The following is a 24,921-nucleotide window of genomic DNA, read 5'->3' on the forward strand; positions in this document are numbered from 1 at the left end:
AGGCAAATGCAAATACGAGATGACGGGGTTTGGACAGGTTTTTAGAGTTCCGCAGATAAGGATTTGAGGAGGGCGGCGAAGGCTCGGCCACGGTGGCTGAAGGTGAGTTTGAAGGTGGTCTCGAGTTCGGCCATGGTTTTGTTTTGGGCGGGTAGGTAGAAGAGAGGGTCGTAGCCGAAGCCGTCGGTGCCGCGGGGGGTGGTGAGGATTTCGCCTTCGACTGCGCCGTGGCCGATGGCGAGGATTTGGCCGTCGCGGGCGGCGGCGAGGACGCAGTGGTAGCGGGCGCTTCGTTCGGTGAGAGGGATGCCGGTGAGGTTCGAGAGGAGGTAGAGGTTGTTGCGCTCGTCGGGGGTGTGAGGAGCGTTGTCGGGGAGGTCTGTCGGGGAGAAGTTGTGGTCGTCGGCGTAGCGGGCGGAGCGGACGCCGGGTGCTCCGTGGAGGGCGTCGACTTCGAGACCGGAGTCGTCGGCGATGACGATTTCGCCAGGGGCGTGGTGGGAGTAGTAGATAGCCTTGAGGCGGGCGTTGCCTTCGAAGGTGGGCTCGTCTTCGGCGGGGGCGTGGATTTGTTTGAGGTTGGGTAGGGGGGCGAGTGTGATCTGCGGAGAGGCTGTGGCGGCGAAGTCTCGGAGCTTGCCTGGGTTGGTGGTGGCGGCGAAGAGATTCATCTGGCTACCTTAGCGTAAATCGAGATGAGACTGGATGAAGTCGGCTCTTTCGTTTGGGGTGCTTAGAGGTATGAGGATTGGATCGTAGCCGCAACGGGTATAGGCCTTCATCGCTTGTTCGAAGCTGAAGAGGGCTTCGTTGAAGGTCTGTTTGCGTTCGGTGTCTGTTGTGTAGATGGCGCGCCATGGCGGGGCGAGAAAGACTTTTGAGTAGCGGTGAAGGGCGCAGGCCTCTTTGATGGCGCGTTGGTCTGGGTGTTGATATGGGAGTTGGATGATCTGCGCGTAGCCGAGTGTGTCGGGGAGGCCGCGGTCGAAGAAGGTTGGATGTTGCGCGTGCTGGTGTTGAAGAAACGATGCGATGGAGCCTTCGAGCATGAGTTTTATGTAGGCGGTTGTGTCTTGCCAGGGGAGAGCGTTGCCGCCGGATTGCATCTGCTCCTGGATGATGCGGCGGGCGATTTCGGGAACACAAGCGTAGCCGCGCGATTGCAGGACGTTGAGCAAGGTTGTTTTGCCGGCGCCGGGTGCTCCGCTGATGACTATGAGGTTTTTGTTGGTGGATTGCATGTTGTTGAGAGTCCTGGTGAGGTTAGTTGGCGGTGATTCGGAGACGGACGAAGGCTACGCTCCGAAAGGTGGCTCGATCATCGGAGCAGAGACAAATAATGTGTGACATTTTTGATTCTGCTGCGAATCATGTACCAGACGCGTGGAGATTTGTAACCGGAAGAAGGAGGAGGGACGTGGCGGGCAAGACGCAGCAAGAGTTCGAAACCCTTCTCCAGGCGCATCGAGGCATTGTCTTCAAGACAGTGAATACCTATTGCTGGCGGCAGGAAGACCGAGGTGACCTTGCACAGGAGATCGCTGCCCAACTCTGGAAGGCGTGGCCAAAGTATGATTCTTCCCGAAACTTCACGACATGGATGTACCGCATTGCTTTGAACGTAGCCATCAGCTTTGTGCGTGAAGAGGTGAAGCATCGCAGAGTCTTTACGTCACTTGCGGAAGATGGGTATGAAGCTACTCCGGTGCCTGATCCCGGTACAACTGATCGCATGGAACGACTGCATCGGTTTATCGAGAGGGAGCCTCCTTTTGAACGGGCGCTTCTGCTGCTGTATCTCGAGGACAGGTCTCAAAAGGAGATCGCCGAGATTTTGGGAATTACGCCGACAAACGTTTCGACGAAGATCAGCCGATTGAAACAACGCATTCGAACTGAAATTTGAATGAAGGAGAACAACAATGGAACTAAACGAACTCAAGGCAGCGTGGCAGTTATTGGAGAACGCGCTCGAACGTGGAAACCAATTGAGCGTGGCGATGTTGCGTCAACGGAAGCTGGATGCAGCTAGTAGAAGTCTAAGACCGCTAAAGCTGAACCAGGTATTTCAGATTTTCTTTGGAGTGCTTTTCCTTGTTTTGGCCGGGCTGCTCTGGAGCACAAAGCCAACGGCGATTTCGGTCATTCTAGGAGGAGTGTTCGTACAAGCCTATGGAATCGGCTGCGTGATCACAGCGGGGATTGTTTTTTCCGCGCTGAGCCGCATTGACTATGCCGCGCCAGTGGTTGAAGTGCAAGGCGGATTGGCCCGTGTGCGTCGAGCGTATGGGATCTGTGTTGTGGTTGCGGGTCTCTCCTGGTGGTTCCTGTGGATCCCTTTGCTGATGTTGCTGTTGGGACTTGCGCACGTGGATTTGTATGCTTTCGCCCCTTCAGTTATCTGGATTGGATTGGTAGTAGGAGTTGTTGGGTTGCTGGGTATGTACTGGATGTATGTCTATTCCCAGAGATCCTCCAATATGGAGTTGCGTCAGTTCGTGGAACGCGCGACCTTCGGACGTAGTCTGCAAAACGCGCTTCAACAATTGAATGAGGTCAGGAAGTTTGAAGAAGAAGTTCTTACCTAAGAGAAGGGGGTAGCGGGCGGTTAGATTCTTCGGGGTCGCTACTTTGTGATGCGGAGGCGGAGGAAGGCGACGGCTCCGAAGGGGTGGGTGCCGTAGGTTGAGACCAGGGCGGTGGGGGTGGTGTAGGTGGTGAACTGCGCGCCTGGGGCGATGAGGAGGTGAGGGGCAAGTGGCAAGTCGCGGTCGTAGCCAAAGGAGTATGCGGCTACGTGGCCGAGGGGGGATTCGGTGAAGTTGGGGGGGAGCGGGGAGCCGGGGGGGATGAGGAGCTCGTTGGAGCGGCCAGCGTTTTCGATGCGGGTCCAGACATAGTTGCGGGTGCGGAAGTTGAGGAGGGATTCGAGGAGGTAGGAGTTTTCTTTGCTGCTGTCTGTGAGGGATTTTGTGCGTCCCCAGATAAGTGTGTTCGACCAGTTGTTGGTGTGGGCGCCGTCTGAAGTCGTGCGGCCGAAGGGACGGTTGTACATGATGGAGGCTGTCTGGCGCTGTTGGTCTTCGCGCGGGTAGAGTGCTTCGGGGCTGACGATGTGGGCGATGGAGTATTGGGTGCTCAGGTTTTTTGTTGGGGCGAAGGTGATGCGGGAGGAGTAGCTGTCGACGGCGTGACCGTTGGGGGAGGGTTGAAAGCCCCAGCGCTGCTCGGTGGGTTCGGCGCCGTGGAAGCCTGACTCTTCGAAGCGAAGCCAGCGCCAGGTGATGCCGCCGGTGAAGACGTTGAAGGCGATGTGAGTGGAGTCCTGTTGGTGGTGGCCGAGTGCGGCGATGGGATCTTCAGACGCGGAGAGGCGGTGGGGGTAGGCGGTGGGTCCGATGGCGGGGTCGCCTATGGGGGCGGCGTAGAGGCTAAGGAGGGTGTGGCTGCCGAGGCGGAGATCGTAGAGGGCGGCGAGCTCCATGAAGAAGTCGTGCGGGTGCTGGCCGTCGATGATGGGTTTGCCGAAGGCGGTTTCGCCCTGCTGGAAGAGCTCGAGGTATTGGCGGCTGGATATGGTTGCGGGCTCGAGCGAAAGCATGGTGCGGAGGGTGAGCTGGCCGTATTGGCCGTGGCTTCCGAGCTGGCGCATGGCCATGGGCATGAGCCAGTTGGTGGAGAAAAGCTTGTCGCCGCCGCGGGTGGCTGCTGGGTTGGGGCAGGAGAGTTGCACGCAGACGTCGGGGGTTGGGCCTGCGGGGTTGGAGGCGTGCTGTTGGGTGTCGGAGATGGAGGCGGTGCCGTGGAGCATGAGCATCCAGCCGCGGTAGTTGCGCATGAGCATGGAGACGGGAGTGGAGGCGGGCTCGGCGCTGGTGCCGGAGGTGGTGTGATTGAGGATGGTGTCGATGAGGGTTGATGGCGGCTTCATCATGTCCATGCTCATCGGCATGGTTGTCTTCTCTGGTGTGGATGTCTGATCGGGGTCCATCTTCATGCCGGGCATGTTTGGCATAGAACCTGGATTTGTCTGGGCCTGTGTTAATGATGACGCGAGGAAGGGCAACGAAAACAGGGCCGCTGTGAGGAGGGAGCGCATGAGAGTTCCTTGTCTTGAGGCGTGCGTTATCTGGAGACAGCGTGGAGGCGCTGTAACGCGAAGGGCTCAAGAGGAAATCAGATACGGAGTGGGGTGCGGGGAGGGAGTGGGGGCGGTGCCGTGAGTCGAAGGATGGGTGCGCGCAGTGGGGATGGGATCTCGTCGCTTAGTGGAGAGACGTGGACTGTGTGGAGTTGAAGCTGCGGCTCAACCTGTGTCGAAATAACTGCGGGTGCTTGCTGCTGGGCGCTGCAACAGGAGGGGAGATGTTGATCGAAGGGCGATGGTTTGGGGCAGTGATCGCAGGAGGATTGTTGCTTCGGCTGTGCGATCTCGACGCAGGTGGCTGCGCTGACGAGAAGAGTCAGGAGGCAGAGCAGCGTCGCGAAGAGGTGCACAGTTTTTTTCATCGTTGTGAGGTTTGACGGAGAGACCGTGGCAAGGGATACATCTCGTCGAGATTATTTTGTTGTTGCGATTGTATTCTCAAGTGAGTTGGAGGGGAAGGCTTGCGGTTTGTTTCTTATGTTGAGGATTTGCGTCTTCGTGATTTAGTAGCCAGCGTTTGCGCTCGAGGCCGCCGCCGTAGCCGGTGAGGGAGCCGTTGGATCCAATGACGCGGTGACAGGGGACTACGACTCCGATGGGGTTGGAGCCGTTGGCGAGCCCTACTGCTCTGACGGCGTTGGGTCGTCCGATCTGCGCGGCCAACTTGCCATAGGAGACGGTTGTGCCGTGTGGGATCTGTCGCAGAGCGCGCCAGACCTCGCGTTGGAATGGTGTACCAGCTGTCTGGACGGGGAGCGCGTTTATTGCGGCAAGCTCTCCTGCGAAGTAACGCTTCATCACGTCGGATAAGCCCGACGGATTTTTGGCTGGCTCAAGCTTGAACCCGTTGCGGCCGTAGTGAAGCCGCAGAGACCTTTGCAGGCGCTCTTCATGATCTGTCCATTCAACGGCGCGCAGGTTTCCGTCATGATCGGCTACGATGATCATCTCGCCGATGGGCGTGTCGAATCGGTCTGTCAGCAGTCTGAGAGTTTCAGGCATGGGTTTCCTTGATGTGCAGAATTTCGTTGGTGTTGGCGGCCCAGAGATGCTGTGCCGCGTAGGCGCGCCAGGGTCGCCATGACTCAGCGCGATGCAGAAGAGACTTTGGAGTTGCGGGTACTCCGTCGAGCTTCGCTGCTCCACGCAGCAGACCGATGTCGGATGCGGGGAAGGCGTCCATCTCGCGGATGGCGCGGAGGGCGATGTATTGCGCGGTCCAGTCGCCGATGCCGGGAATGGTGCGGAGCTTTGCGATGACCTCTTCGATGGTCCCAAGCGGACGGAAGAGATTGGAGTCGTCGGCTGCTGCGTGCGCGAGTGCTTTCAACGAGGCAAGGCGCGCGGCGGGCATGCCCAGACCAAGAGATTTTGCTGTGGCGATGCGCTTTGCCGTGGGGAAGGTGTGGGTCAGGCCTGGATGAGTGCTTGGGCTCTTTGGTAGCGGCTTGCCGTGGAGCGCGACGAGTTGTCCTGCAAGCTTGCGGGCAGCAACGACGCTGATCTGCTGGCCGAGGATCGCGCGCACAGCCAGTTCGAAGCCATCCCAGCCTCCCGGCGCTCGCATGCCGGGATGAAGCGCCACCCACGGTGCGAGCTGCGGGTCGTGCGAGAGGTGTGCGTCGATAGTCTCGATATCCGCGCCGAGGTCGAAGAGGCGACGCACGCGGGCTACGATTGCAGGGAGAGACTGTACGGCAGGGAATTGAATCGATACGCTGAGGCTCTGTCGCTTTAGGAGATGAGTGACTGCAATGCTTCCACGCGATCCGTCGATCTCTACGGTGCGGCGATAACAAGCGTTCTCTACTACTTCAACGCCGGGGATGGCACGCGCCTTGAGGAAGCTGAGCATGGACTCCCAGTCGTAGGGTGGGCGATAACGCAGGCGGAGGGTGATGCCTGCCTCGGAGGTTGGGCGGCTTGTGGAAGACCTTCGCCGGAGTGCGCTGGGCGGGCGGTGGAAGAGTGTTTGGAATAGCTCGTTGAAGCGACGCAGGCTGTTGAAGCCCGCAGCGAGTGCGACTTCGGTCATGGGCATTCGTGTTTCGTGGAGGAGGTGCTTAGCGAAGAGAACGCGTTGGGTCTGGGCTACGGAGATTGGGGAGGCCCCGAGGTGCTGGAGGAAGAGCCTGCGTAAGTGACGCTCGCCGACGCCTAGACGTTCGGCGAGCGCCTCCACGGTCTTGCCTTCGCCGTCGAGGGCACCGTCGGCTATGAGTGCCAGCGCGCGTGAGACGGTGTTGGAGGTTCCGCGCCATGAGGCGAGCTCGGGCGCTGTCTCAGGGCGGCAACGCAGGCAGGGACGGTAACCGGCCTCATGCGCTGCTGCCGCGGAGGGATAGAAGGTGCAGTTTTCGTACTTTGCCGTGCGGGCCGGACAGAAGGGGCGGCAGTAGATTCCGGTGGATTTGACGCCGACGTACATCAGGCCGTCGAATCGGGGGTCACGGCTCTGAAGGGCCCGGTAGCAGGTCTCTTTGTCAGGTAGCTCCATGTACGAAGTTTCGCATGGTGAGAGAAGAAAACTAGCGGTTTTCGGACATGGTCATTTTTGCTGGAAGCTGGTTATTGTGAAGCTGCCTGCTTTCGCAAGAGGATGATGTCGACGCGGCGGTTCTGGGTGCGTCCGTCTTCGGTGTCGTTGCTGGCGACGGGGTGAAACTCGGCGTAGCCGGCGGCGGCGAGGTTAGCGGGGTTGATGGGACCACGTTCCAAGAGGAGGCGCGCGATGGCGGTGGAGCGTGCGGTGGAGAGCTCCCAGTTGCTGGCGAACTGCAAAGTGTGAATGGGGACGTTGTCGGTGTGGCCTTCGACGCGGAGTGGGCCTGCGGGCAGGGTGGTTGCGAGGATGGAGATCATGGGGATCGATGCTGGGCGGACCTCTGCGGAGCCGGAGGGGAAGAAGCCGGCTTCGTGAAGGGAGATGACGAGGCCGTCGGGGGTGATGCGCATGGCGATGCCGCCGGGAGGAATGCCACCAGCGGCGACCTGTTGAGCGATGAGTTTGAGCAGGCGGGCTTCGGTCTCTTCTAACGTTTCCTGTGGGCTCTCTGCGCTGCTGGAGGATGGAAGGGGACGCACGATCGGCGAAGGGATGGAGTTGGTGATGGCCGAGGCGTTGATGTCGGTGAGCGGCGGCGTCTTTGAGTGGGCGTCGAAGGTGCCGAGGGGAGTGAAGGCGGTCTGCATGGCTTCGGAGAGCTTGAGCTGCTTCTTCTTGTCCGACTGGCTGGAGGCGAAGAGGACGACGAAGAAGGCGAAGAGCAGCGTGATGAAGTCGGCATAGGAGACCAGCCAGCGCTCGTGGTTGACGTGCTCGGGATGTTTCTTCTTGCTCATGCGCCGGCCTCTACGGCCTTGCCTGGCTTGGGTGGATGCGAGTCGAAGAGGTAGGTACGGAGCTTGGTCTCAATCATGCGCGGGTTCATGCCTTCGAGGATTGAGATGACACCTTCGAGCATCATCTCTTTAATCATCTGCTCTTCGCGATGGCGGAACTTGAGCTTGCCGGCGGCGGGGAGGCAGATGAGATTGGCCATGGCGACGCCGTAGATGGTGGCGACGAAGGCGACGGCGATGCCGCGGCCTACCTCATCGATGTTGGAGAGATTCTTCATGACCTGGATGAGTCCGAGGACCGCGCCGATGATACCGACGGTGGGGGAGTAGCCGCCGGCAGCCTCGAAGACAGCGGGGATCTTTTCTTCGATCTCGGATTTGTTGTCGAGCTCGAGCTGCATGATCTTGCGGACTTCGGAGGGTTCGGTACCGTCGACTGCGAGCATGAGGGCCTGGCGGAGGAAGGGGTCGGTGACGGTGGAGAGGTCGGCGTCGAGAGAGACGATACCGCTTCTGCGGGCCTTGTTGGCAAAGGCGACGATCTGAGCAAGAGTGGCTTCACCGTTGGAACCCTTGTGGAGGAAGACCTTCACGATGGCTTTGATGGCGGCGAGGAAGATGTTCATGGGAAATTGGAGCATGACGGCGCCGAGTGTACCCCCGATGACGATCATGGCCGCGGTGGGCTGGGTGATCTGGGCGATGCTGCCGCCTTCGACCATCATGCCGGCGAGAATGCCGATGAGGGCGAGAGCGATGCCACCAATGCTGGCGATATCCATGGGTCTCCTCTTCCAGGGTGAAGTTGATTATTCGTGAGAGGCTTTGCGGTCTTGATTTTTTTCTGAGTTACGAAGCTGCTGGTCGGCGTCGTGTGCGGATCTTGCGATGAGGGCGGGTGCGGCCTCGGGCCATGCCTGGCGAAGGACCGCAGCACGGAACTCGAGGGTGAGCTGCGAGACCTGGCTGCAGGGCTCGAGGACGATGAGCTTTTCGCCGGTGATTAAGGTGAGGACGGTGTCGGGTGAGGCTTCTGCGTATTTGATGAGATCGCAGTTTACGGCGAGAGGACTACCGTTGAGGCGTGTTAGTTCGATCATGTGTTTATGGACTCCTCCCAGATCTCTCATCGGCAGGGAAGTTGCCGTCAATAGGAAGCAGGAGGCAGGTGACTATGACGGTGGAGCGAAATGAGATTTGCGTAAAGTCGGCGCGGGGGGTGCCGATGAGGGGTTTGAACGCGGAGCCTACCGCTTGGTGAACCGGATCTCACTGACTGCTTCGGCAAGGAGGTGAGTTCGCCGGTCGGACACCCGGGACTGGCGTCGCGGTAACTCAAACCGAGCAGTACAGGAGCGTTTACCTATGTCCTTGGGCATTCTTACCAACGTTGCAGCAACCTATGCAGAGAACAACCTCAACCAGACACAGGGCAGTCTCCAGACTGTTCTTCAACAGCTCTCTTCCGGTTCGCGCATCAACAGCGGTGCGGACGACGCGGCCGGTCTTTCGGTTGCTGATGGCCTTCATGCCAACGAAGCTGCTCTGACCCAGTCGGCCCAGAATGCCCAGAACGGTGTTGGCTTGCTGCAGACCGCTGATGGCGCTCTGTCGCAGGTGACGAACCTGCTGGACCGGGCGACGACGCTGGCGACTGAAGCGCAGAACGGCGGCCTGACGGCTGCTCAGACGACTGCGGCGAATACCGAGTTTCAAAGCATCGTTACCGAAATTGGCAATATCGGCACTGCTACAAACTTCAACAGCAACGCGGTCTTTTCGGCAGCTGCGACGAACTTCGTCGTGACCGACGGAACGGCAACTGGAACCACGACGATTGCTGCTACGGTCGGTGCGTTGACTACAGCGAGTGTCGGTACGGCAACCGGAGGCGGTGCGGGAGCGACTCTTTCCGGCTTGTCCCTGGTGACGGGCGCGGCGGCTGCTCTGGCTGCGGTCAATGGTGCTATCACCGACGTGTCGAACCAGCGTGGTGCTATTGGCGCGAACATCAACCAGTTGAACGCCGCTTCAAACGTTGCAAGCACCGAAGAGGTGAATCTCTCTTCGGCTGAGAGCAGCATTCGTTCGACCAACTACGGTCAGGCGACCAGCGATCTGGCGAAGTTCCAGGTGCTGAGCCAGACCGGTATCAGCGCGTTGGCCCAGGCCAACAGCGTGCAGCAGGAGATTCTGAAGCTGCTGCAGTAAGACGTAGAAGTGGGCGGCGGCCGGATGAGATGGTCCGGTCCCCGCTTCTTCGGTTATGGGCCTCCGATGATCAAGCTGAGAGATCTCTAATTCACGGGCTTTGAGGCTGGCTCGACGATTGCTTGTTGCCGTGTAGGAAAGCGGGAAGATGACATGGGTACAGTTGGATTAAGTTTCGGATCGGCGACCAGCGGCCAGGGATTTGACGTAGCGACAACCGTCACGGCGATTCAGGCGTCGGAACAGGCGATTGAAACTCCGTGGAATAATCAACTGACTGCGTTGCAGGCCCAGGATACGGTCTTCAGTGGGCTTGGGACTGACCTCGGAAGCCTCACGACGGCCTTGCAGTCGCTTACGGATTTTAACGGGGTCTTTGCGGAGAAGCAGGGATCGAGCTCCAATACCGATTTGTTGAGCCTTACCTCTGCCGGTTCGTCGGCTGTGGCCGGTAGTCACACGGTCACAATTACTCAATTGGCACAGACCTCATCAGATGTTTCGACCGCGATTTCGAGTGCCAGCGATACGCTTACCGGCACCGTGACGATTCAGGGCAAAGTGTTTGACACCGCCACCAGCGGCAGCAATACGCTTACGGGCCTGGCTGCCGCGATCAATTCGGCTGCCATCGGTGTTACTGCCAGCGTGATTACGGATTCCTCCGGGTCGCGGCTCTCGCTTGTAAGCGGAACCAGCGGTGCGGCCGGACAGCTGGCCACTATCACCAGCACTCTGGCCGATGGTGGCACCAGCATAACGTTTCCAGGTCCACCCAGTAGCGGCCAACAGGGACAAGACGCTCGAATAACCGTGGATGGAGTTCAGGTCACGAGTCCGTCGAACACCGTGACCGGCGCGATTCCCGGGGTAACCTTTCAGCTGCTCTCGTCTGCTTCTCCGGGAACGCAGGTGCAAGTGCAGGTTACCGACAATACGACGGACATAGGAACAGCTGTGAGTAACTTCGTCTCTGCCTATAACACGGTGGTCAAGGACATCAATACCGAGGCGACGAATAGCTCTACTGGCACTGCTCCAGCACTTCTAGGGAGTCCGATATTGGCTCAGTTGCAGAGCCAGCTTACGGGGGCGCTCTTCGGAGGGGCGGCGAGCGGCTCAATCAACAATTTTGGCCAGTTGGGAATCAGTATGAACAATGACGGGACTTTGACGCTGGACTCAAGTACGCTTACCAGCGCGCTCAGCTCGAATCTCTCCGACGTTACCGGCTTTTTTCAGAGTTCAGGCAGCTTTGGCCAGACGCTCTCAACGGCGGTGAATAATCTTGGAACGCAGGCTCCCAACGGCGCGATCTATCTTGCGCAGCAGCAGAATGCAGCGCAGGAGAAGGCGCTGAATGCAGACATCACGAACGAAAACTCATTGCTCTCGGAGCAGAAGACACAACTTACGGATGAGCTGAACACTGCGAACCAGATCCTGCAGTCCATTCCCAGCCAACTGAGCCAAGTGAATGAGATTTACAGCGCCGTTACCGGCTACAACCAGAATCCGAATGGATAAATCAATGAGCGAACGAAGCTATCAGCAGCAGTCTTTGGCGGGCGCAACCGGAGTTGAGCAGATCGTTGCGCTTTACGATGGCACGGTTCGGTTTCTTTATCGGGCGATGCAGTGTGTGGAGGAAGACGACGTTCGCGGGCGACGCATCGCGGTGAAGAAGGTGCTGGATATCCTGACGTATCTTCAGGCGCGGTTGCGTCCGGATCTGGGTGGGACGGTTGCTGCTTCGCTGGCGGATTTTTACACGACGATGTTTACAATGACGCTGGAGGCGTCGCATCTGGAGTCGAAGGAGCAGTTTGAAGAGGTGATTGGGTTTGTTCGTAATGTTCGTGAGGCATGGATGGTAGTGGCACGTGATCCGGAGGCAGGCAAGGTGCTGCCGAGAGAGCTGCGGACTCGGGAAGAGCGATTTGTCCCGCAGACGGAGGTGTATGCGCCGGTTGGTGAGAGTGCTGCTTCGGGTTGGTCGGCTTAGTTTTGTCAGCAAGTCAGCAAGTCAGCAAGTTCGCAAATGCGAGTCGTCTCCTCGTCAGGCTTGCAGCTAACTAGCTAACTGGCTGACTTGCTACGTGGCTACGGCTAGCTCTTCTTCGAGGCGCTGCTTTTCAAAAAGACTGGTGTAGTAGCCGTTGCGCACGATGAGTTCTTCGTGGGTTCCCAACTCTGCGATGCGTCCGGCTACGAGGACGGCGATCTGGTCGGCGTTGCGGGCGGTTGAGATTCGGTGGGAGATGAAGATGGTGGTGCGGGTGCCCATGCCTTGACGGAGGCCGTTGAGGATGCGCTCTTCGGTGTAGGTGTCGACGCTGGCCAGGGCGTCGTCAAGGATAAGTATGCGGGGTTCGCGGATGATGGCACGGGCGATGGCGGTGCGCTGCTTCTGGCCGCCGGAGAGGGTGATTCCGCGCTCGCCTACCATGGTCTCGAAGCCTTTGGGGAACTCGAGAATTTCGTTGCTGATGTGAGCGATGCTGGCTGCGTCCTGCACCTGCTCCTCGGAGGCATCGGGTTTGCCGAAGGCGATGTTCTGGTGGATGGTGTCGGAGAAGAGGAAGGTCTCTTGCGGGACGAAGCCGATCTGGCGGCGGATGTCGGCGAGTGGATAGGAGCGGATGGGTTCGCCGTCTACGAGGACCATGCCGGGAGCTGCGTCGTGCAGGCGCGGGATGAGGCCGACGAGGGTCGATTTTCCGGAGCCGGTGGGGCCGACGATGGCTAGCGAGGATCCGGCAGGGATGCGGAGGTTGATGTCCTTCAGGACTGCTGGTGCGTTGGGGTAGGCGAAGGTTAGATTGCGGAACTCGATGTCGCCTGCGATCTCTTCCGCGTTTTCGAAGCGATGGAGTTGCTGCGGGGTGACGTCCTGATCGGTGATGGCGGGTTGCTGCTTAAGGAGCTCGTCGATGCGGACGACAGAGGCGGTGCCGCGCTGGAAGAGGTTGACGACCCAGCCGACGGCGATCATGGGCCAGGTGAGCTGCACCATGTAGACATTAAACGAGGTGAACTGGCCCACGGAGATGTGATGGGCTACGACCTCGTGGCCACCGACCAGCAGCGTGATCATCAGCGAGAGGCCGAGAACGAACTCGAGCGTGGGCCAGAGCATCGCCATGAGGCGGACCAGGTGCAAACTGCGCTTGATGTACTCAAGATTGGCGGTCTCGAAGGAGGCGATCTCGGCGTCTTCCTGGGCGAAGGCTCGGATGAGGCGGGCGCCGGAGAAGTTCTCATGTGCCTTGGCGGAGATGTCGGAGAACATGGCCTGAATGCGCTCGAAGCGGCGATGGATGCGGTTGCCGAAGTACTGGACGAGGATCGAGGCCATGGGGAGGGGGACGAAGGCGAAGAAGGTGAGCTTGGGGCTGATGCGATACATGAAGGGCAGCGCGGCTGCAGTGAAGACGACGGTGTTGGCGCTGTACATGATCGCCGGGCCGAGGAGCTGGCGGACGGCGTTGAGGTCGTTGGTGGTGCGCGCCATGATGTCGCCTGTACGGGTGGTGTGGTAGAAGCTGGGAGCCTGGCGTTCCAGATTACTGAAGAGATCGTTGCGGAGGTCGAACTCGATCTCCCGGGAGGCGCCGATGATGACCTGGCGGGTGATGTAGAGAAAGATCGCGGAGAGTACTGCGATGAGAAGGAGGCGAAGAGTGTGGTGGACGACTTTGGTTTCGGTGATGCCGTGCTGCATGTCGTCGATAGCGTGGCCGATGACGATGGGGATGAGCACCTTGATGGTGTTGTAGAGGATGACTGCGACCCCGCCCCAGGCGAGATGCTTCCAATATCGCCTGAGGTAGGGTGCGAGCGGTTTAAGTCGTTCCAACATGTTGGTTTCTGAGTGTCCTTCTGATGAGATGAGGCTAGAGGGTCTCAGGGTGCGGAGGGTTGGTGGTTGGAGTGGTTGGGGTACTCGGAGTAGTCGGCGTGGTGGGGGTTGTTTGAGTTGTTGGCGCAGTAGGAGTCGTTGGGGTAGTCGGAGTAGTCGGGGTAGTCGGGGTTGTTGGTGCGGTCTTTTGAGGGGACTCGGGCGCAGTGGGAGGTGTCTTGGGCTGAGGCGGAGTGTCGGACTGTGCGACGAGCTCTAGGTCGAAGATGAGGTCCGCTTTGGCGGGGATAACGGGTGGACGGCCGGATTCGCCGTAGGCCAGTTGATAAGGGACGAAGAGACGGCGCTTTCCTCCGACGTGCATGCCCTGGAATCCAGTGTCCCAGCCAATGATGACGCGGTGTGCTCCGTAGGGGAAGGTGATGGGTTCGCCGCCGGGGTGATCGAAGGAGGAGTCAAATTTGGTGCCATTGGTAAGCCAGCCGGTGTAGTGGACGGTGTAGTACTTGCGCTCTTCGGCGGGTGCGCCTGTGCCGATTTTGGTGTCGATGTACCGAAGCGTGTAGAGGGGCCTAGGGAGGCCAACTACCTTGGGGATGTTGGGAGGCGTGGTTGCGGTCTTTGCGGCAGTGGCGTGGTGCGGGGTGGTGGTGGTTGCCTTCGGGGTGGTTTGGGCGGTGGCGGCAGTAGTGAGAGCGGCCAGGAGGGCGATCGAGGAGAGCTTTGCAGTCATTGTGATTCCAGTTTAGGACCTTTGGACAAACTGGAGGTGAACTGGTGGTTTTTAGTGCTGTGGCCAATCTATTTAGTTGTTTGGTTGAATAGTTTTTAGTTTTGGACTATATTCAACCGCATGGTTGAATTGTCGGGTGCTTCTCTGGATTCCGTGTTTCATGCCCTTTCGGACGCTACGCGTCGCGCGATTCTGCGGGACGTGAGCCGGGAGGCCAGAACTGTGGGGCAGATTGCAGAGCCCTACAAGATGTCGCTGGCGGCGGTTTCTAAGCATTTGCAGGTGCTGGAACGGGCGGATTTGATTCGACGGGAGAAGAAGGGCAACTTTCGGATGGTGCAGTTGAATGCGGATAGTTTGCGGGCAGCGCAGGCGTGGCTTGCCTACTACGAAACCTTCTGGACGGGCCAGTTGGATGCCCTTCAGAATTACCTGGAGACGGCGGAGACGCCGGGAGAGGATGTGCGGAATGGCAACTCTGGAGCTGGAACAGAAGAAGAATGATGGAAGTGCTTTGAAGCTTGAGCTGACACGAGTGATTCGGGCGAGCCGGGCACGGGTCTACGAGGCATGGACGCGGCCGGAGATTCTACAGAGATGGCATGCGCCCGGAGATATGAACTTTGTGAGCGCCACGCTCGATGTGCGTGAGGGGGGAGTTTACGAAGTTTTATCGCAGGGGATGATGTGTGCCAAGGAGGGAATGACGGAGGAAGAAAGAAAGCGTCAGGTAGCGGTTCGCGGGGAGTATCTAAGGGTGATTCCGAACGAGCTGCTGCAGTTTACGTGGAATGGAAGTTGGGCTCCGACGGAGACCTCGATGGTGACGGTGTTTTTGAGAGATGTCGAAGGCGGAACGGAGATTCGGTTGCGGCATGAACAGTTCGCTACAGAGGCTTCGCGAGATGGTCATGTGATGGGCTGGGAGAGCTTGTTCGGCAAGCTGGCCGCGGCTATCGAGGATTGATGAAAGACGGCGCGGCGGACGGGCGGGTCCGCTGCTGCTTGACTTGTACTGTTGCTGAAGTTACGTGGGGGTGCGGAGGAGGAGGTAGGTGCCGGTGATGCCGAAGAGAAGATCGGGCGTCCAGGCGGCTAGGACTGCGGGCAGCGTGTTGACGTTGCCGAGGGACTCGAAGATGAGGGCGACGACCCAGTAGGTGATGGCGAGACCGATGGCTGTGGCGATGCCGGTGAGGGAGCCTTTTTTACCCATAGACAAGGCGAAGGGGATGGCGAGGATGGCCATGACCAGGGTGATGAGTGGGTAGGCGATCTTTTTGTTGAGCTGTACGCTGAGGCGTTTGGTATCGAAGCCGGATTGCTTGAGGTCGGTGATGTAGTGGGAGAGTTCGGTGTAGCTCATCTCCTGCGAGGGGATGTACTCCTTTTTGAAGTAGGTGGGTTGCTCGCGAATCTCGGGGAAGGTGGCTACGGTGAAGGGCTGATAGCTGGAGATGGTTTCGCCGGAGAAGGTGCGCTGCCAGCCGTTGTCGAAGACCCAGTTGTTGACTTTGGGGTCCCATTGGGCGGTTGCGGCGAAGATGCGGCGTTGCAGGGTGAAAGAAGCTGGGTCAAACTCGAAGACGGTGAGGTTGGCGAAGGTGTCTTTTTCTGCGTTGAAGTACTGGTAGTAGAAGATGCGGGAGGGTTCGCCGGCGTTGTTGGTCTGGCCGGAGATCCACTGGCGGTCGGGGCGGGAGAAGGTCTGGGTGGGTTTGTCTTTGATGATTGAGAGGAGAGCCTCCTGGCGGCGGTTGGCGGCGGGTAGGTAAATCTCGTCGAAGACGAAGAGGCCGGCGGAGATGAGGATGGTGACGACGAGGACTGGCGTGATGATGCGGTAGAGGCTGATGCCGCTGGACTTCATCGCGGTGAGCTCGGAGGTGCGGCTAAGGGCGCCGAAGGTGACGAGAACTGCGACCAGAGCGCAAAGGGGAGTGACGTTGTAGAGGATGTAGGGGACGAGGTTGATGAGGTATTCGCCTACGGTGATGAGGGGCGTGCGGTTTTTGAAGATGGGACCGATGAGCTCGAAGAAGGTGAAGATGAGGAAGAGGGTGGAGAAGGAGCTGAGGACGATGGCGAAGTTGGTGGCGTACTCGCGCATGACGTAGTCGTCGAGCAGGAGGGGGAACTGGATGCGGACGATGCTGCGGAAGCGGCGGAGGAGGGTGGCGACGTCGTGGTTGGAGCGTGCGTTGGCGGACTCGTGGCCGTTACTGGTGAGGCGGGTGATGAGCTTGCTGAGCCAGACGCCGATGGTGGAGACGAGGCTGAGGGCGATGCCTCCGCGGGACATCTGGTAGAGGAGAAGAGCGCCGGCGGCGGCGAAGAGGAGGTTCGCTCCCCAGACGCCGAGGAAGGGCGAGAGCTTGCCTGATTGCGCGAAGGCTACTCCTACGGAAGAGAGGAAGTAGTAGATGAAGACGAGGAGGATGGTGAGGACGAAGCCGGTGGATTTGCCTCCGCGTTTGGAGGAGATGCCGAGGGGAACGCCGACGAGCATGAGGACGAGGCAGGCGAAGGGATAGGAGAAGCGCTTGTTGAACTCGATGCGGTAGACGGAGGATTCGTGGCCGCTGGTGGCCTGGATCGCTTTCGCGCGACGCCAGAGTTCGGGCAGGGAGAGGGCCTGGATGGGCGTGTTGACGCGTCCGAGGTGCGCGTCTTCGGGGGCTTCGGTCTCGATGGGGACGTCGGTGCTCGAGAAGGTGGAGATGTTGTATTGGTTGGGGTCGGTGGAGGAGGTGTCGTGCTGGCCGCCATTGAGTAGATGCAGGCGGATGGTCTGGGCGTCGGGCGTATTGGGGGTGCCGTTGACGACGATGGCCTGGTCGGCGGTGGTGATGTGCGGGTCAGCTGGCTCGGTTAGGTCGGCGAGGAAGACGTGATGCCAGAGGGCGGCTCCGGCTGCGGGGCTGACGTCCTGGATGTAGAGGACGCGGTCTTTGAACTCTTCATAGAAGACGCGGGGCTGGACCTCGAAGGAGGCTTGCGAGGATTTAAGAGATTCGCCGAGGGAGATGAGGCCGGAGGCGGCGCGAGGGGCGAGGTAGAGCGAGTTGAAGAGGCCGAGCGCGAGGGCGACGGCGGAGACGATGGAGACGATGCGGACGAAGTCAATGGCACCCATTCCGCTGGCACGCATGGCGGTGATCTCGCTGTCGGCGGCGAGGCGGGAGAGGCCGAGAAGGATGCCGACCAGAACGGCCATGGGAATGGTGACGGTAAGGGCTGGGGGGAGGGTGAAGGCAATGATTCGGGCGACATCTCCCATGGTGGCGGAGTCGCGGACGACGAAGTCAAGGATGCGCCCGAGGTCGCGCATGAAGATGATGAAAGTAAAGAGGGCTCCGCCGAGGAGGGCGTGCGAGATTACTTCGCGAAGGATGTAGCGGGTGATGATGCGCATTTGTTTGCTGTTTCGTGGAACTGGTTCAAGTGTATCGCGTGTGTGGAAGATTGCTGATTGTGAGAGAAGGAGTTAGGGGTTGCGTTTGGATTAAGGCAACTCGCGGAGAGATTGTGCACTCCATCTTCTGAGAGCAACATGCTGAATGCGAGAACTTCGCGTGGCTGTTGATGCCGAAGCGCGAGCTGAGAGTGTGTGGTTGAAGTGGGAGCAAGGATTCAGAACAACTATGATGATTCGCCGATGTCGCTAGATATTTTTGCCTCTGAGCGTCGTGCCGCGGAGCTTTCGCCGAGCAAGATTTTGCTGGTGGATGATGATCCGGATATGCGGGCGCTGACGCGGACGTTTCTGGAACATGAAGGCTATGGAGTATTTAGCTCCGGCGATGCTGAGAGGGCAGAGCAGATCTTTCGCAGTGTGCCGGAGATCGATCTGTTGGTGACGGATCTGTATATGCCGGGCAGGTCGGGAATGGAGCTGGCGCGGGAGCTGAAGATGATCCGCAGTGGGCTGCCGGTGCTGATGATCTCGGGTGGTATGGTAGACAGCGCGCAGAAGCTGCGGTTGGAGCAGGAGGGGTGGAGCTTTCTGGCGAAGCCGTTCCGTCTGCCTGAGCTGTTGAGCACTGTGCATCGGATTCTTGCGCCAGTGGAGGCGCGGAGATGGAAGGAAGCGCGGTAAGGTTGTCGGTTCGGGCCGATCAGAGTAAAGGCGAAAGCGAGATACGGGGGTCTCTCCACTGCGGCGGCAAAGTGCGCCGCCTCCGGTCGAGATGACGAGTCCTAGTCTGTGATCGATGAAACCAACAACTGCATATACAGCTGGTGAGACATACAGATGGTAAGGCTGTCGTTCGTTCAGGATTACGGAAGAGAGTGCCTAGGGGTTGGCGAGGAAGCGGTAGCCGATGCCGCGGACGGTGATGAGGTGTTGGGGGTCGGCAGGATCGTCTTCGATGTATCGACGGAGACGGACGATGAAGTTGTCGATGGCGCGGGTGTCGGTGTCTTCGTGGACTCGCCAGACGTCTTCGAGGATGGCGGATCGCGAGACGATCTGGCCTTCGCGCTCGGTGAGGTAGCGAAGGAGATCGGCCTCCATGAGGGTGAGGTGGGTGATGCGGTTGGGGGCGATGAGCTCCAGGGTATCGAAGCGGATGGTGCGGTGGTTGAAGGCGTATTCGTCGGTCTGATCGGCGATAGCAGGTGGTGGAGTTTCGGGAGTTGCGGCGTTCTGCCAGGCGGTGCGGCGGAGGAGTGATTTGAGGCGGACGAGAAGGATGTTGAGGTCGAAGGGCTTGGCGAGGTAGTCGTCGGCACCGGCCTCGATGCCTTCGAGAACTTCTTCGGGGCGGGAGCGCGCGGTGAGCATGAGAACGGGGGTGTAGTGGTGGGCTTCGCGGAGTGTGCGGACGATGGTGAAGCCGTCAGCGCCAGGGAGCATGCCGTCGAGGAGGATTGCGGCGATGTGCTCTTCGGGGGTGGTTTTTGGGGCGAGGAGATAGCCAAGGGCGGCGTCGCCGTCGGATTCATGGTGGACGCGATAGCCTTCAGCCTGCAGGTTGAAGAGTAGGCCCTGGGCAAGATGCTCTTCGTCTTCGACGAGAACGATGAGTGGGGCGGCGGGTTCGGTCATGGTGTTTTCAATTTTCTATGCGTAACTCTTATAGTTACTATTTTTGCAGTAGAGGTGTGAGGAGGTCGCTGAGGCCGTTCCACGCTATCTGCACTCCGATGCAGAGCAGGATGAAGGCAACGACGCGAAGGATGCCGTGCGCGGTCGCGGGAGAGATAGTCCGGGCTATTTTGGGCGCATAGGCGTAACAAAGATAGACGAGAGCGCTGAGTCCGATGACGGCGATGAAGAGACCTACGTGGGCCAGGACTTTGTCTTCGAGTGTGGTCTGATCGGTGTGCACACTGAGGGTGAGCATGACTACGATGCAGCCCGGGCCGGCGGTGATGGGAAAGGTGAAGGGGTAGAAGGCTTTCTGTTGCAGGCTGTCAATCTCTGCCGGTGTGACGGCGGGGACGGCGGCTGCCGTTTTCTCCGGATTGGGAGTGCTGTCCGGTTGATTCAGGAGCGACCAGGCGATCATGGCAATGACGATTCCGCCTGAGACTTGAACGATGGGAAGCGAGATACCGAAGAAGCCAAGGAGATATGAGCCGATGAGCTCGATCACGGCGAAGAAGATGACGGTGTTGATGGCGATGCGGCGGGCGAGGCCGCGATAGATGTCGATGGGCGCAGCGCCGACGAGGCCAAGGAAGATGAGCGCGGAGCCGAGGGGATTGATGAGCGGGAGGAGCGCGCTGAATCCCAGGGCGAAGTATTTCCAGAGCAGAAACATGGAGGTCACGAAGTCGGTTGAAGTGAGCTACGAGCTTTGATGTGATTGTACGTCGGGTGGTGGCAGTGGATTGAACGTGAATGGGTGAGGACAGCAGGGTTTTTCACTTCCCCTCCGACTGTGGTCAGGCCGGGTCGAGATGACAGATTAGTGGCATGCTGCGCTTCGCTCTTAGCCGGGAGTTGCCGAAGAGGCTGGCGTGGCGAGGGGAAGGGTGATGGAGATGGTGGTGCCGAGGCCGGGACCGGGGCTGGTGGCAGTTGCTTCGCCGCCGTGTTGATGAGCTATGTTGCGCACGAGAAAGAGGCCGAGGCCAGTGCCCTTAATCTTGGCCATGGCTCGGCCGGGGACGCGGTAGAAGCGCGTGAAGATGCGCTTGAACTGGTTGGCGGGTAGACCGACTCCGGTGTCGGTGACGCGAAGTGCGATCCAGGTGTAGTTGGAGATGGCGAGCGAGCAGCGGATGTGAACGCCATCAGGGGAGTACTTGACGGCGTTGTCGAGGACGTTGAGGACGGCGGTGCGGAGGTCTTCGGCGATGCCCTGGGTGTAGAGGCGGATGACTCCGGGGATGGGTTCGAGGGTGATGTTTTCGGCGGGGAGGTTGTGGCGCTGGATCGTGATGGCGATGCAGTCAGCTACGAGAGACTCCATGTTGATGAGGGTGCGGTTTTGCTGGCGGTGCCGCTGGCCCAACTGGCCAGCTTTGAGGACCTGCTCGACGGTGGCGAGGAGACGGTCGGAGTCGGAGAGCATGATCTTGTAGAACTCCTGGCGCTGGGGCTCCTCGAGGGGGCGGCGCTGGAGGGTTTCGAGGTAGAGACGAATGCTGGCGATGGGGGTTTTTAGCTCGTGGGTGACGGCGTTGAGGAAGGAGTCCTGGCGCTCGTTGCGGCGGATCTCACGGACGAGGAAGACGGTGTTGAGGACGACGCCGGCGATGAGAGCTGCGAAGAGGATCACGCCGAGGACGGCGATGGCTACGGTGCGCTTGTTAAGAATGATCCAGGTGATGTTGAGAGTGACGAGGCCACCTACCAGGAGAGCGCCGAGGGTGATGAAGAAAGCGATAGCTCCGCGACGTCGAGTGATGTTCATGGCTTGCTGGAAGTATAGCGGGGGTGTGGGGCAGGCGCGTACATCAATGAGGTATGGAAGTGGCCGGGAGGCGACGCCTGAATCGTGGTGAAGAGAAGCTGCTGTTGTCAACGGGCTTTGCGATGCAAACGTGGTGGCTGGGTAAGGGAAGGGCATCTAAAGCAGGAAGATAGGCGGCGAGCAGACGGAAGGTGTCGTAGTAGTCGTCAAGATGAATAGCGGTGGGGTTGTCTTCGGGACGATGTAGTATGTGGGCGTTAGATGGGGTAAGGCTATGGATCATGAGAGTGCAGACCTTCTGCGCTACAAATGACTCCTCGTCAGATTCCCCGAACCCGTCTACGTTCATGCCGGCGATGTGGATATCAAGAATGTGGGCGACGGTAGCGATGGTATTGACCAGCCGTGGATCGGATTGACTGATCCAGACTTTCGTCGGGCCGAGTCCGAGGGTGTCTAGATTAATCATGGCTTCGATGTGCGCTAACTGATCGGAACTGAGTTGCTTGACGTAGAAGCTGGAGCCGACCAGGCCGCTTTCTTCGCCAGTGAACCCAACAAAGACGAAGGTATGTTGGCGAGGGGAAGCCGCAAGAGTCTGAAAGAGACTGGGGAGAAGCGCCGCGCCGCTCCAGTTATCCACGATACCGTCGCCTTTGTCGACATGATCAAAGTGGGCTCCAACGACGATGGTTGCGGGTGTAGCACTGGGAAGCAGGCAGATGACGTTAGGTTGTTTTCTGGTGGGGACGATCTGTTCGGACAGCGTGGCCGGGGGACAGCCAGCTTCTATAAATAGTTGTTTGAGCGCTGCCTCGCGTTTGGTGTCGTTGCCTTTGTAGAGGCTCAGGTGTTGCTTGATGGAACTAACAGGGACAGCGACTTGTTGCGCTACGCAGGAAAGGGGGAGGAGTCGAATGACGATCGTCGCGGCCAACGCGATCTTACTTTGAGATCGGAGGAGCTTCATAGCTTGCTGGAAGTATAGCGGGGGGGGTTAGAGAAGGAGATAACGGCGGGCGAGATTGTCCATGAGGTCTTCCGGGGCATCGCAGAGACCGGTGTGGACGGGGGAGACCTGAATGATGGTGCTGCGGGGAGAGACGAGCCAGTGGAAGCGTTCGCGTTGGCTGAGTTGGGAGATGGGGCCGGCGGTTGGATCTGCGGCACAAATTTTAGGGAAGGCTTCGAGGTGAGTTCGGACCAGGTCGAGGTCGAGGTCTGCCCAGAGGGCGCGAAGGCGCTGATTGTCGATGTGGATACGGGCTTCGAGGAAACGCTGTTGCAGGCAGAAGACGACGACGCCCGCGTTGAGGAACTCTTCGCGCTCGACACGGGGGACGACGCGAATGACTGCGTAGTCAAATGAGATGGGCGCGAGCACGGACGGCCTCCTGGGTGAAGATTGGGGATGCTGCCAGACGGCGGGTGAGGAGATCGAGATAGGCTGCGCGTGCCTCGGCTGGAGTGGGATGACTGGATTGAAGCCACTCGTCGGGAATCTGCGCGAGGATTTCATGAAGGAGAGCAGCGTTGAGGCGGGTGGTTGCCTGAAGCGCAACTTCTTCCAGCTTCGATGCCCAAGGCAGAAGGATGTGGCTGCGGACGTCGGCGAAGGGAGAGTCGGCGAGGCGCCCGGTGTCGGGCCAGTTGTGGTGAAAGTAGAGGGCAGCGCCATGGTCGATGAAGTAGAGCTGGCTATGCCAGTTGAGGAGATTGGCGTTGCGGGGGGTGCGGTCAACGTTGAGGATGAAGGCGTCGAACCAGACGGCGAGCGAGGCGGTTTGGGGGTCGGCTTTGTCGCCTGCTGCGGGGTCGAACATGGAGGAGCCGGGCAGATAGTCGAGGGCCAGGTTGAGTCCGGCGCTGGCGCGAAGGAGGTCGCGAATCTCCTGGTCTGGCTCGTTACGTCCTAAGGCTGGATCGACGTGAGCGAAGACAAGCTCGGGGATGTTGAGACCCAGGGTGCGGCCGATTTCGCCGGCGACGAGTTCGGCTACCAGCGCAAGGGGACCCTGGCCGGCGCCGCGAAATTTTACGACGTAAAGGCCAAGGTCGTCAGCCTCGATAATTGCGGGAAGAGAGCCGCCCTCGCGAAGCGCGGTGACATACTGAGTGGCGCGAATGGTGCGAAGCATTGCTGCTTAGTGTAGCCGCAGGAAGCCGATCTGGGTGTCATCGGCTTCCTACGGGCGAGCGTTAGCGGACTCGGAAGTCAGCGCGGCAGCCTCGGTCTACCCAAAGGCCGCGACGGTCCACATCCCAGGTCTGGCCGCGGACGCAGGGGGAGCCGCTGATCTGCCGGACGAGTCTTACATCGCGGCTGCGGCCGATGTCACACCATCTTCTGCCTCCATCATTGGAGGAGCAGGTGACGATAGCACCGGGGCCAGGGCCGGGCGGCGGAGGTGGTGGTCCTGCGCGGCCGACGATGAACTCGGCGCGGCAGCCGCGGTCGACCCAAAGGCCACGACGATCGACGCCCCAGGTGCTGTCGCGAACGCAGGGGGAGCCGCTGATCTGCCGGACCAGGCGGACATCGCGAGAGGGGCCGATGTTGCACCAGTTTCTGCGGCCGTCGTCGGAGGAGCAGGTAATCCTCGGGGGTGGGCCGCCGTAGCCAGGTTGCGCGGCTGCTGGTGTGGGTGTGGCGCAGGTGCCCGCGATCAGGAGAAGGGCGATCAGGAGGAGCTTGGTTGTGAGCTTCATCTTGCCTCTTTCGAGTTGAAGATTGGCACGGTCTTTGAAGTGGTTGCGATTCCGAATGAGGATAGCGTGGAGACGGACGCTTGTCGAGATTGGTTGCAGAGATTTTAAAAAGCCGTCACCCTTTTCGGAGGACGGCTTTTTTGTTTTGTTAATGTTGGGTCTGAGGATAGGCAAATATTGCTGGTTGGTGCTAGCGGGCCTCGAAGTCGGCGCGGCAACCACGGTCGACCCATAGGCCGCGATTGTCGATGTCCCAGGTCTGGCCGCGAACGCAGGGAGATCCGCTGATCTGCCGGATGAGACGAACTTCGCCTCGGGGACCAATGTCACACCAGTTTCTTCCTCCGTCGTTGGAGGAGCAGGTGACGGTGACGGGAGGAGGTGGCGGTTCAAAGCGACCAACGAGGAAGTCGGCGCGGCAGCCACGGTCGACCCAGAGGCCGCGTTGATCGACGCCCCAGGTGTCGTCCTGGATACAGGGAGAGCCACTGATCTGTCGCGCCATGCGGACGTCGCGATCGCGAGAGGGGCCGATATCACACCAGTTTCTATGTCCATCATTGGAGGAGCAGGTTACGGTGATGGGAGGAGGTGGTGGTTCTCTGCGGCCGATGAAGAACTCGGCGCGACAGCCACGGTCGACCCAGAGGCCACGACGATCGACGCCCCATGTGTCGTCCTGAATGCAGGGGGAGTCGCTGATCTGTCGGACCAGACGGACGTCGCGGGAGGGGCCGATATCACACCAGTTTCTGCGTCCGTCGTCGGAGGAGCAGGTAATCCTGGGGGGAGGGCGCCATAACCAGGTTGCGCGGTCGCGGAGGTGGGTGCGGCGCAGGCGCCGGCGATAAGAAGGGTGGCGGTCAGGAGGAGCTTGGCTGTGCGCTTCATTTTGCCCTCTTTCGAGTTTGAAGATTGCCACTGGCCCGTGAAGCGGTTTCGATTCCGGATGAGAATAGCGCGGAGTTGGGTGGTTGTCGACATTGAATCCAGAATAAAAATGGCCGTCACCTTTTGGGGTGACGGCCATTTTTCCTTCTAACTGGTG

28 protein-coding genes are annotated in these 24,921 nt (G+C 59.5%); 8 read left to right on the forward strand and 20 right to left on the reverse strand.

From position 1 onward, the window contains the following. Positions 1-41: 41 nt before the first annotated feature. Both HDF08_RS05710 and HDF08_RS05715 read right to left on the reverse strand, forming a co-directional pair. A complete protein-coding gene (locus HDF08_RS05710; RefSeq protein ID WP_179637581.1) occupies positions 42-671 on the reverse strand; it encodes a non-canonical purine NTP pyrophosphatase in 630 nt (209 codons plus the stop codon). Between the two features lie 9 nt (positions 672-680). Beyond that, on the reverse strand, positions 681-1,241 hold the full coding sequence (locus HDF08_RS05715; protein ID WP_179637582.1) for an AAA family ATPase: 561 nt from the start codon (positions 1,239-1,241) through the stop codon (positions 681-683). A gap of 176 nt (positions 1,242-1,417) precedes the next feature. Here HDF08_RS05715 and HDF08_RS05720 point away from each other — a divergent pair, with 176 nt between their 5' ends. Beyond that, positions 1,418-1,906 (forward strand): RNA polymerase sigma factor, encoded by a 489-nt coding sequence (locus HDF08_RS05720; RefSeq protein ID WP_218884506.1) that lies wholly within the window; start codon positions 1,418-1,420, stop codon positions 1,904-1,906. 16 nt (positions 1,907-1,922) lie between these two features. Then, positions 1,923-2,588 (forward strand): serine/threonine protein kinase, encoded by a 666-nt coding sequence (locus tag HDF08_RS05725; protein ID WP_179637584.1) that lies wholly within the window; start codon positions 1,923-1,925, stop codon positions 2,586-2,588. A gap of 38 nt (positions 2,589-2,626) precedes the next feature. Here HDF08_RS05725 and HDF08_RS05730 read toward each other — a convergent pair whose 3' ends face one another. From HDF08_RS05730 to HDF08_RS05760, 7 genes are all read right to left on the reverse strand, one after another. Beyond that, the gene (locus tag HDF08_RS05730) at positions 2,627-4,015 is read right to left on the reverse strand and encodes a hypothetical protein (RefSeq protein ID WP_179637585.1); all 1,389 of its coding nucleotides are present in this window, start codon (positions 4,013-4,015) and stop codon (positions 2,627-2,629) included. A gap of 161 nt (positions 4,016-4,176) precedes the next feature. Further along, positions 4,177-4,509 carry a hypothetical protein gene (locus HDF08_RS05735; protein WP_179637586.1) on the reverse strand — a complete coding sequence of 111 codons (333 nt, stop codon included), beginning with the start codon at positions 4,507-4,509 and terminating at the stop codon, positions 4,177-4,179. Positions 4,510-4,585: 76 nt separating this feature from the next. Continuing rightward, positions 4,586-5,149 (reverse strand): methylated-DNA--[protein]-cysteine S-methyltransferase, encoded by a 564-nt coding sequence (gene ogt, locus HDF08_RS05740; protein WP_179637587.1) that lies wholly within the window; start codon positions 5,147-5,149, stop codon positions 4,586-4,588. Further along, a complete protein-coding gene (locus HDF08_RS05745) occupies positions 5,142-6,644 on the reverse strand; it encodes an AlkA N-terminal domain-containing protein (RefSeq protein WP_179637588.1) in 1,503 nt (500 codons plus the stop codon). The genes ogt and HDF08_RS05745 overlap by 8 nt, the downstream gene beginning before the upstream one ends. 71 nt (positions 6,645-6,715) lie before the next feature. Further along, positions 6,716-7,489 (reverse strand): flagellar motor protein MotB, encoded by a 774-nt coding sequence (locus HDF08_RS05750; protein WP_179637589.1) that lies wholly within the window; start codon positions 7,487-7,489, stop codon positions 6,716-6,718. After that, a complete protein-coding gene (locus HDF08_RS05755; RefSeq protein ID WP_179637590.1) occupies positions 7,486-8,271 on the reverse strand; it encodes a flagellar motor protein in 786 nt (261 codons plus the stop codon). The genes HDF08_RS05750 and HDF08_RS05755 overlap by 4 nt, the downstream gene beginning before the upstream one ends. Before the next feature lie 27 nt (positions 8,272-8,298). Continuing rightward, the gene (locus HDF08_RS05760; RefSeq protein WP_179637591.1) at positions 8,299-8,589 is read right to left on the reverse strand and encodes a flagellar FlbD family protein; all 291 of its coding nucleotides are present in this window, start codon (positions 8,587-8,589) and stop codon (positions 8,299-8,301) included. Between the two features lie 265 nt (positions 8,590-8,854). On the opposite strand from HDF08_RS05760, the gene HDF08_RS05765 reads away from it, so the two are divergent. The 3 genes from HDF08_RS05765 (at position 8,855) to fliS (ending at position 11,705) form a co-directional block, all read left to right on the forward strand. After that, positions 8,855-9,700 carry a flagellin gene (locus tag HDF08_RS05765; RefSeq protein ID WP_179637592.1) on the forward strand — a complete coding sequence of 282 codons (846 nt, stop codon included), beginning with the start codon at positions 8,855-8,857 and terminating at the stop codon, positions 9,698-9,700. A gap of 153 nt (positions 9,701-9,853) precedes the next feature. Continuing rightward, on the forward strand, positions 9,854-11,227 hold the full coding sequence (fliD, locus tag HDF08_RS05770) for a flagellar filament capping protein FliD (RefSeq protein WP_179637593.1): 1,374 nt from the start codon (positions 9,854-9,856) through the stop codon (positions 11,225-11,227). Positions 11,228-11,231: 4 nt separating this feature from the next. Continuing rightward, positions 11,232-11,705 carry a flagellar export chaperone FliS gene (gene fliS / locus HDF08_RS05775; RefSeq protein ID WP_179637594.1) on the forward strand — a complete coding sequence of 158 codons (474 nt, stop codon included), beginning with the start codon at positions 11,232-11,234 and terminating at the stop codon, positions 11,703-11,705. 90 nt (positions 11,706-11,795) lie between these two features. Here fliS and HDF08_RS05780 read toward each other — a convergent pair whose 3' ends face one another. After that, the gene (locus HDF08_RS05780) at positions 11,796-13,562 is read right to left on the reverse strand and encodes an ABC transporter ATP-binding protein (RefSeq protein ID WP_179637595.1); all 1,767 of its coding nucleotides are present in this window, start codon (positions 13,560-13,562) and stop codon (positions 11,796-11,798) included. 34 nt (positions 13,563-13,596) lie between these two features. Beyond that, entirely contained in the window at positions 13,597-14,295 is a 699-nt protein-coding gene (locus HDF08_RS05785) for an FKBP-type peptidyl-prolyl cis-trans isomerase (protein ID WP_218884507.1), read from the reverse strand. 120 nt (positions 14,296-14,415) lie between these two features. On the opposite strand from HDF08_RS05785, the gene HDF08_RS05790 reads away from it, so the two are divergent. Beyond that, positions 14,416-14,799, forward strand: a complete 384-nt coding sequence (locus tag HDF08_RS05790) for an ArsR/SmtB family transcription factor (RefSeq protein WP_179637596.1) — start codon at positions 14,416-14,418, stop codon at positions 14,797-14,799. Further along, the gene (locus HDF08_RS05795; protein ID WP_179637597.1) at positions 14,765-15,262 is read left to right on the forward strand and encodes an SRPBCC family protein; all 498 of its coding nucleotides are present in this window, start codon (positions 14,765-14,767) and stop codon (positions 15,260-15,262) included. Before HDF08_RS05790 ends, HDF08_RS05795 begins: the two co-directional genes overlap by 35 nt. A 60-nt stretch (positions 15,263-15,322) precedes the next feature. Here the strand turns inward: HDF08_RS05795 and lptF are convergent, their stop codons facing one another. Next, entirely contained in the window at positions 15,323-17,710 is a 2,388-nt protein-coding gene (lptF, locus tag HDF08_RS05800; protein ID WP_179637598.1) for an LPS export ABC transporter permease LptF, read from the reverse strand. Between the two features lie 243 nt (positions 17,711-17,953). On the opposite strand from lptF, the gene HDF08_RS05805 reads away from it, so the two are divergent. Further along, positions 17,954-18,394, forward strand: coding sequence for a response regulator (locus tag HDF08_RS05805; RefSeq protein WP_179637599.1), 441 nt, complete (start codon positions 17,954-17,956; stop codon positions 18,392-18,394). 198 nt (positions 18,395-18,592) lie between these two features. Here the strand turns inward: HDF08_RS05805 and HDF08_RS05810 are convergent, their stop codons facing one another. From HDF08_RS05810 to HDF08_RS05845, 8 genes are all read right to left on the reverse strand, one after another. Further along, positions 18,593-19,348: a response regulator transcription factor gene (locus HDF08_RS05810; RefSeq protein ID WP_179637600.1), complete on the reverse strand. Its 756-nt coding sequence runs from the start codon at positions 19,346-19,348 to the stop codon at positions 18,593-18,595. A 37-nt stretch (positions 19,349-19,385) separates the two neighbouring features. Next, a complete protein-coding gene (locus HDF08_RS05815; protein WP_179637601.1) occupies positions 19,386-20,066 on the reverse strand; it encodes a MarC family protein in 681 nt (226 codons plus the stop codon). 171 nt (positions 20,067-20,237) lie between these two features. Next, positions 20,238-21,164, reverse strand: coding sequence for a sensor histidine kinase (locus tag HDF08_RS05820; protein WP_179637602.1), 927 nt, complete (start codon positions 21,162-21,164; stop codon positions 20,238-20,240). 43 nt (positions 21,165-21,207) lie between these two features. Continuing rightward, positions 21,208-22,134 (reverse strand): M28 family metallopeptidase, encoded by a 927-nt coding sequence (locus HDF08_RS05825; RefSeq protein WP_179637603.1) that lies wholly within the window; start codon positions 22,132-22,134, stop codon positions 21,208-21,210. 27 nt (positions 22,135-22,161) lie between these two features. Further along, the gene (locus tag HDF08_RS05830; protein ID WP_179637604.1) at positions 22,162-22,548 is read right to left on the reverse strand and encodes a DUF3037 domain-containing protein; all 387 of its coding nucleotides are present in this window, start codon (positions 22,546-22,548) and stop codon (positions 22,162-22,164) included. Continuing rightward, the gene (locus tag HDF08_RS21610; protein ID WP_179637605.1) at positions 22,526-23,302 is read right to left on the reverse strand and encodes a HipA family kinase; all 777 of its coding nucleotides are present in this window, start codon (positions 23,300-23,302) and stop codon (positions 22,526-22,528) included. Before HDF08_RS21610 ends, HDF08_RS05830 begins: the two co-directional genes overlap by 23 nt. Before the next feature lie 61 nt (positions 23,303-23,363). Next, positions 23,364-23,873, reverse strand: a complete 510-nt coding sequence (locus HDF08_RS05840) for a DUF3011 domain-containing protein (protein WP_179637606.1) — start codon at positions 23,871-23,873, stop codon at positions 23,364-23,366. A gap of 190 nt (positions 23,874-24,063) precedes the next feature. Continuing rightward, entirely contained in the window at positions 24,064-24,903 is an 840-nt protein-coding gene (locus HDF08_RS05845; RefSeq protein ID WP_179637607.1) for a DUF3011 domain-containing protein, read from the reverse strand. Positions 24,904-24,921: the final 18 nt, after the last annotated feature.

The sequence above is a fragment of the Tunturiibacter empetritectus genome (genome assembly GCF_013410875.1).
Classification (GTDB): Bacteria; Acidobacteriota; Terriglobia; order Terriglobales; family Acidobacteriaceae; genus Edaphobacter; species Edaphobacter empetritectus.

Coding starts and splice junctions, on each gene's coding strand:
- HDF08_RS05805 (WP_179637599.1), top strand. CDS start 17,954: ATGTCGCTAGATATTTTTGCCTCTGAGCGTCGTGCCGCGGAGCTTTCG.
- HDF08_RS05730 (WP_179637585.1), bottom strand. CDS start 4,015: ATGCCAAACATGCCCGGCATGAAGATGGACCCCGATCAGACATCCACA.
- HDF08_RS05765 (WP_179637592.1), top strand. CDS start 8,855: ATGTCCTTGGGCATTCTTACCAACGTTGCAGCAACCTATGCAGAGAAC.
- HDF08_RS05815 (WP_179637601.1), bottom strand. CDS start 20,066: ATGTTTCTGCTCTGGAAATACTTCGCCCTGGGATTCAGCGCGCTCCTC.
- HDF08_RS05840 (WP_179637606.1), bottom strand. CDS start 23,873: ATGAAGCTCACAACCAAGCTCCTCCTGATCGCCCTTCTCCTGATCGCG.
- fliS (WP_179637594.1), top strand. CDS start 11,232: ATGAGCGAACGAAGCTATCAGCAGCAGTCTTTGGCGGGCGCAACCGGA.
- lptF (WP_179637598.1), bottom strand. CDS start 17,710: ATGCGCATCATCACCCGCTACATCCTTCGCGAAGTAATCTCGCACGCC.
- ogt (WP_179637587.1), bottom strand. CDS start 5,149: ATGCCTGAAACTCTCAGACTGCTGACAGACCGATTCGACACGCCCATC.
- HDF08_RS05780 (WP_179637595.1), bottom strand. CDS start 13,562: ATGTTGGAACGACTTAAACCGCTCGCACCCTACCTCAGGCGATATTGG.
- HDF08_RS05760 (WP_179637591.1), bottom strand. CDS start 8,589: ATGATCGAACTAACACGCCTCAACGGTAGTCCTCTCGCCGTAAACTGC.
- HDF08_RS05715 (WP_179637582.1), bottom strand. CDS start 1,241: ATGCAATCCACCAACAAAAACCTCATAGTCATCAGCGGAGCACCCGGC.
- HDF08_RS05825 (WP_179637603.1), bottom strand. CDS start 22,134: ATGAAGCTCCTCCGATCTCAAAGTAAGATCGCGTTGGCCGCGACGATC.
- HDF08_RS05845 (WP_179637607.1), bottom strand. CDS start 24,903: ATGGCCGTCACCCCAAAAGGTGACGGCCATTTTTATTCTGGATTCAAT.
- HDF08_RS05820 (WP_179637602.1), bottom strand. CDS start 21,164: ATGAACATCACTCGACGTCGCGGAGCTATCGCTTTCTTCATCACCCTC.
- HDF08_RS05785 (WP_218884507.1), bottom strand. CDS start 14,295: ATGACTGCAAAGCTCTCCTCGATCGCCCTCCTGGCCGCTCTCACTACT.
- HDF08_RS05745 (WP_179637588.1), bottom strand. CDS start 6,644: ATGGAGCTACCTGACAAAGAGACCTGCTACCGGGCCCTTCAGAGCCGT.
- HDF08_RS05735 (WP_179637586.1), bottom strand. CDS start 4,509: ATGAAAAAAACTGTGCACCTCTTCGCGACGCTGCTCTGCCTCCTGACT.
- HDF08_RS21610 (WP_179637605.1), bottom strand. CDS start 23,302: ATGCTTCGCACCATTCGCGCCACTCAGTATGTCACCGCGCTTCGCGAG.
- HDF08_RS05795 (WP_179637597.1), top strand. CDS start 14,765: ATGGCAACTCTGGAGCTGGAACAGAAGAAGAATGATGGAAGTGCTTTG.
- HDF08_RS05725 (WP_179637584.1), top strand. CDS start 1,923: ATGGAACTAAACGAACTCAAGGCAGCGTGGCAGTTATTGGAGAACGCG.
- HDF08_RS05755 (WP_179637590.1), bottom strand. CDS start 8,271: ATGGATATCGCCAGCATTGGTGGCATCGCTCTCGCCCTCATCGGCATT.
- HDF08_RS05810 (WP_179637600.1), bottom strand. CDS start 19,348: ATGACCGAACCCGCCGCCCCACTCATCGTTCTCGTCGAAGACGAAGAG.
- HDF08_RS05790 (WP_179637596.1), top strand. CDS start 14,416: ATGGTTGAATTGTCGGGTGCTTCTCTGGATTCCGTGTTTCATGCCCTT.
- HDF08_RS05710 (WP_179637581.1), bottom strand. CDS start 671: ATGAATCTCTTCGCCGCCACCACCAACCCAGGCAAGCTCCGAGACTTC.
- fliD (WP_179637593.1), top strand. CDS start 9,854: ATGGGTACAGTTGGATTAAGTTTCGGATCGGCGACCAGCGGCCAGGGA.
- HDF08_RS05750 (WP_179637589.1), bottom strand. CDS start 7,489: ATGAGCAAGAAGAAACATCCCGAGCACGTCAACCACGAGCGCTGGCTG.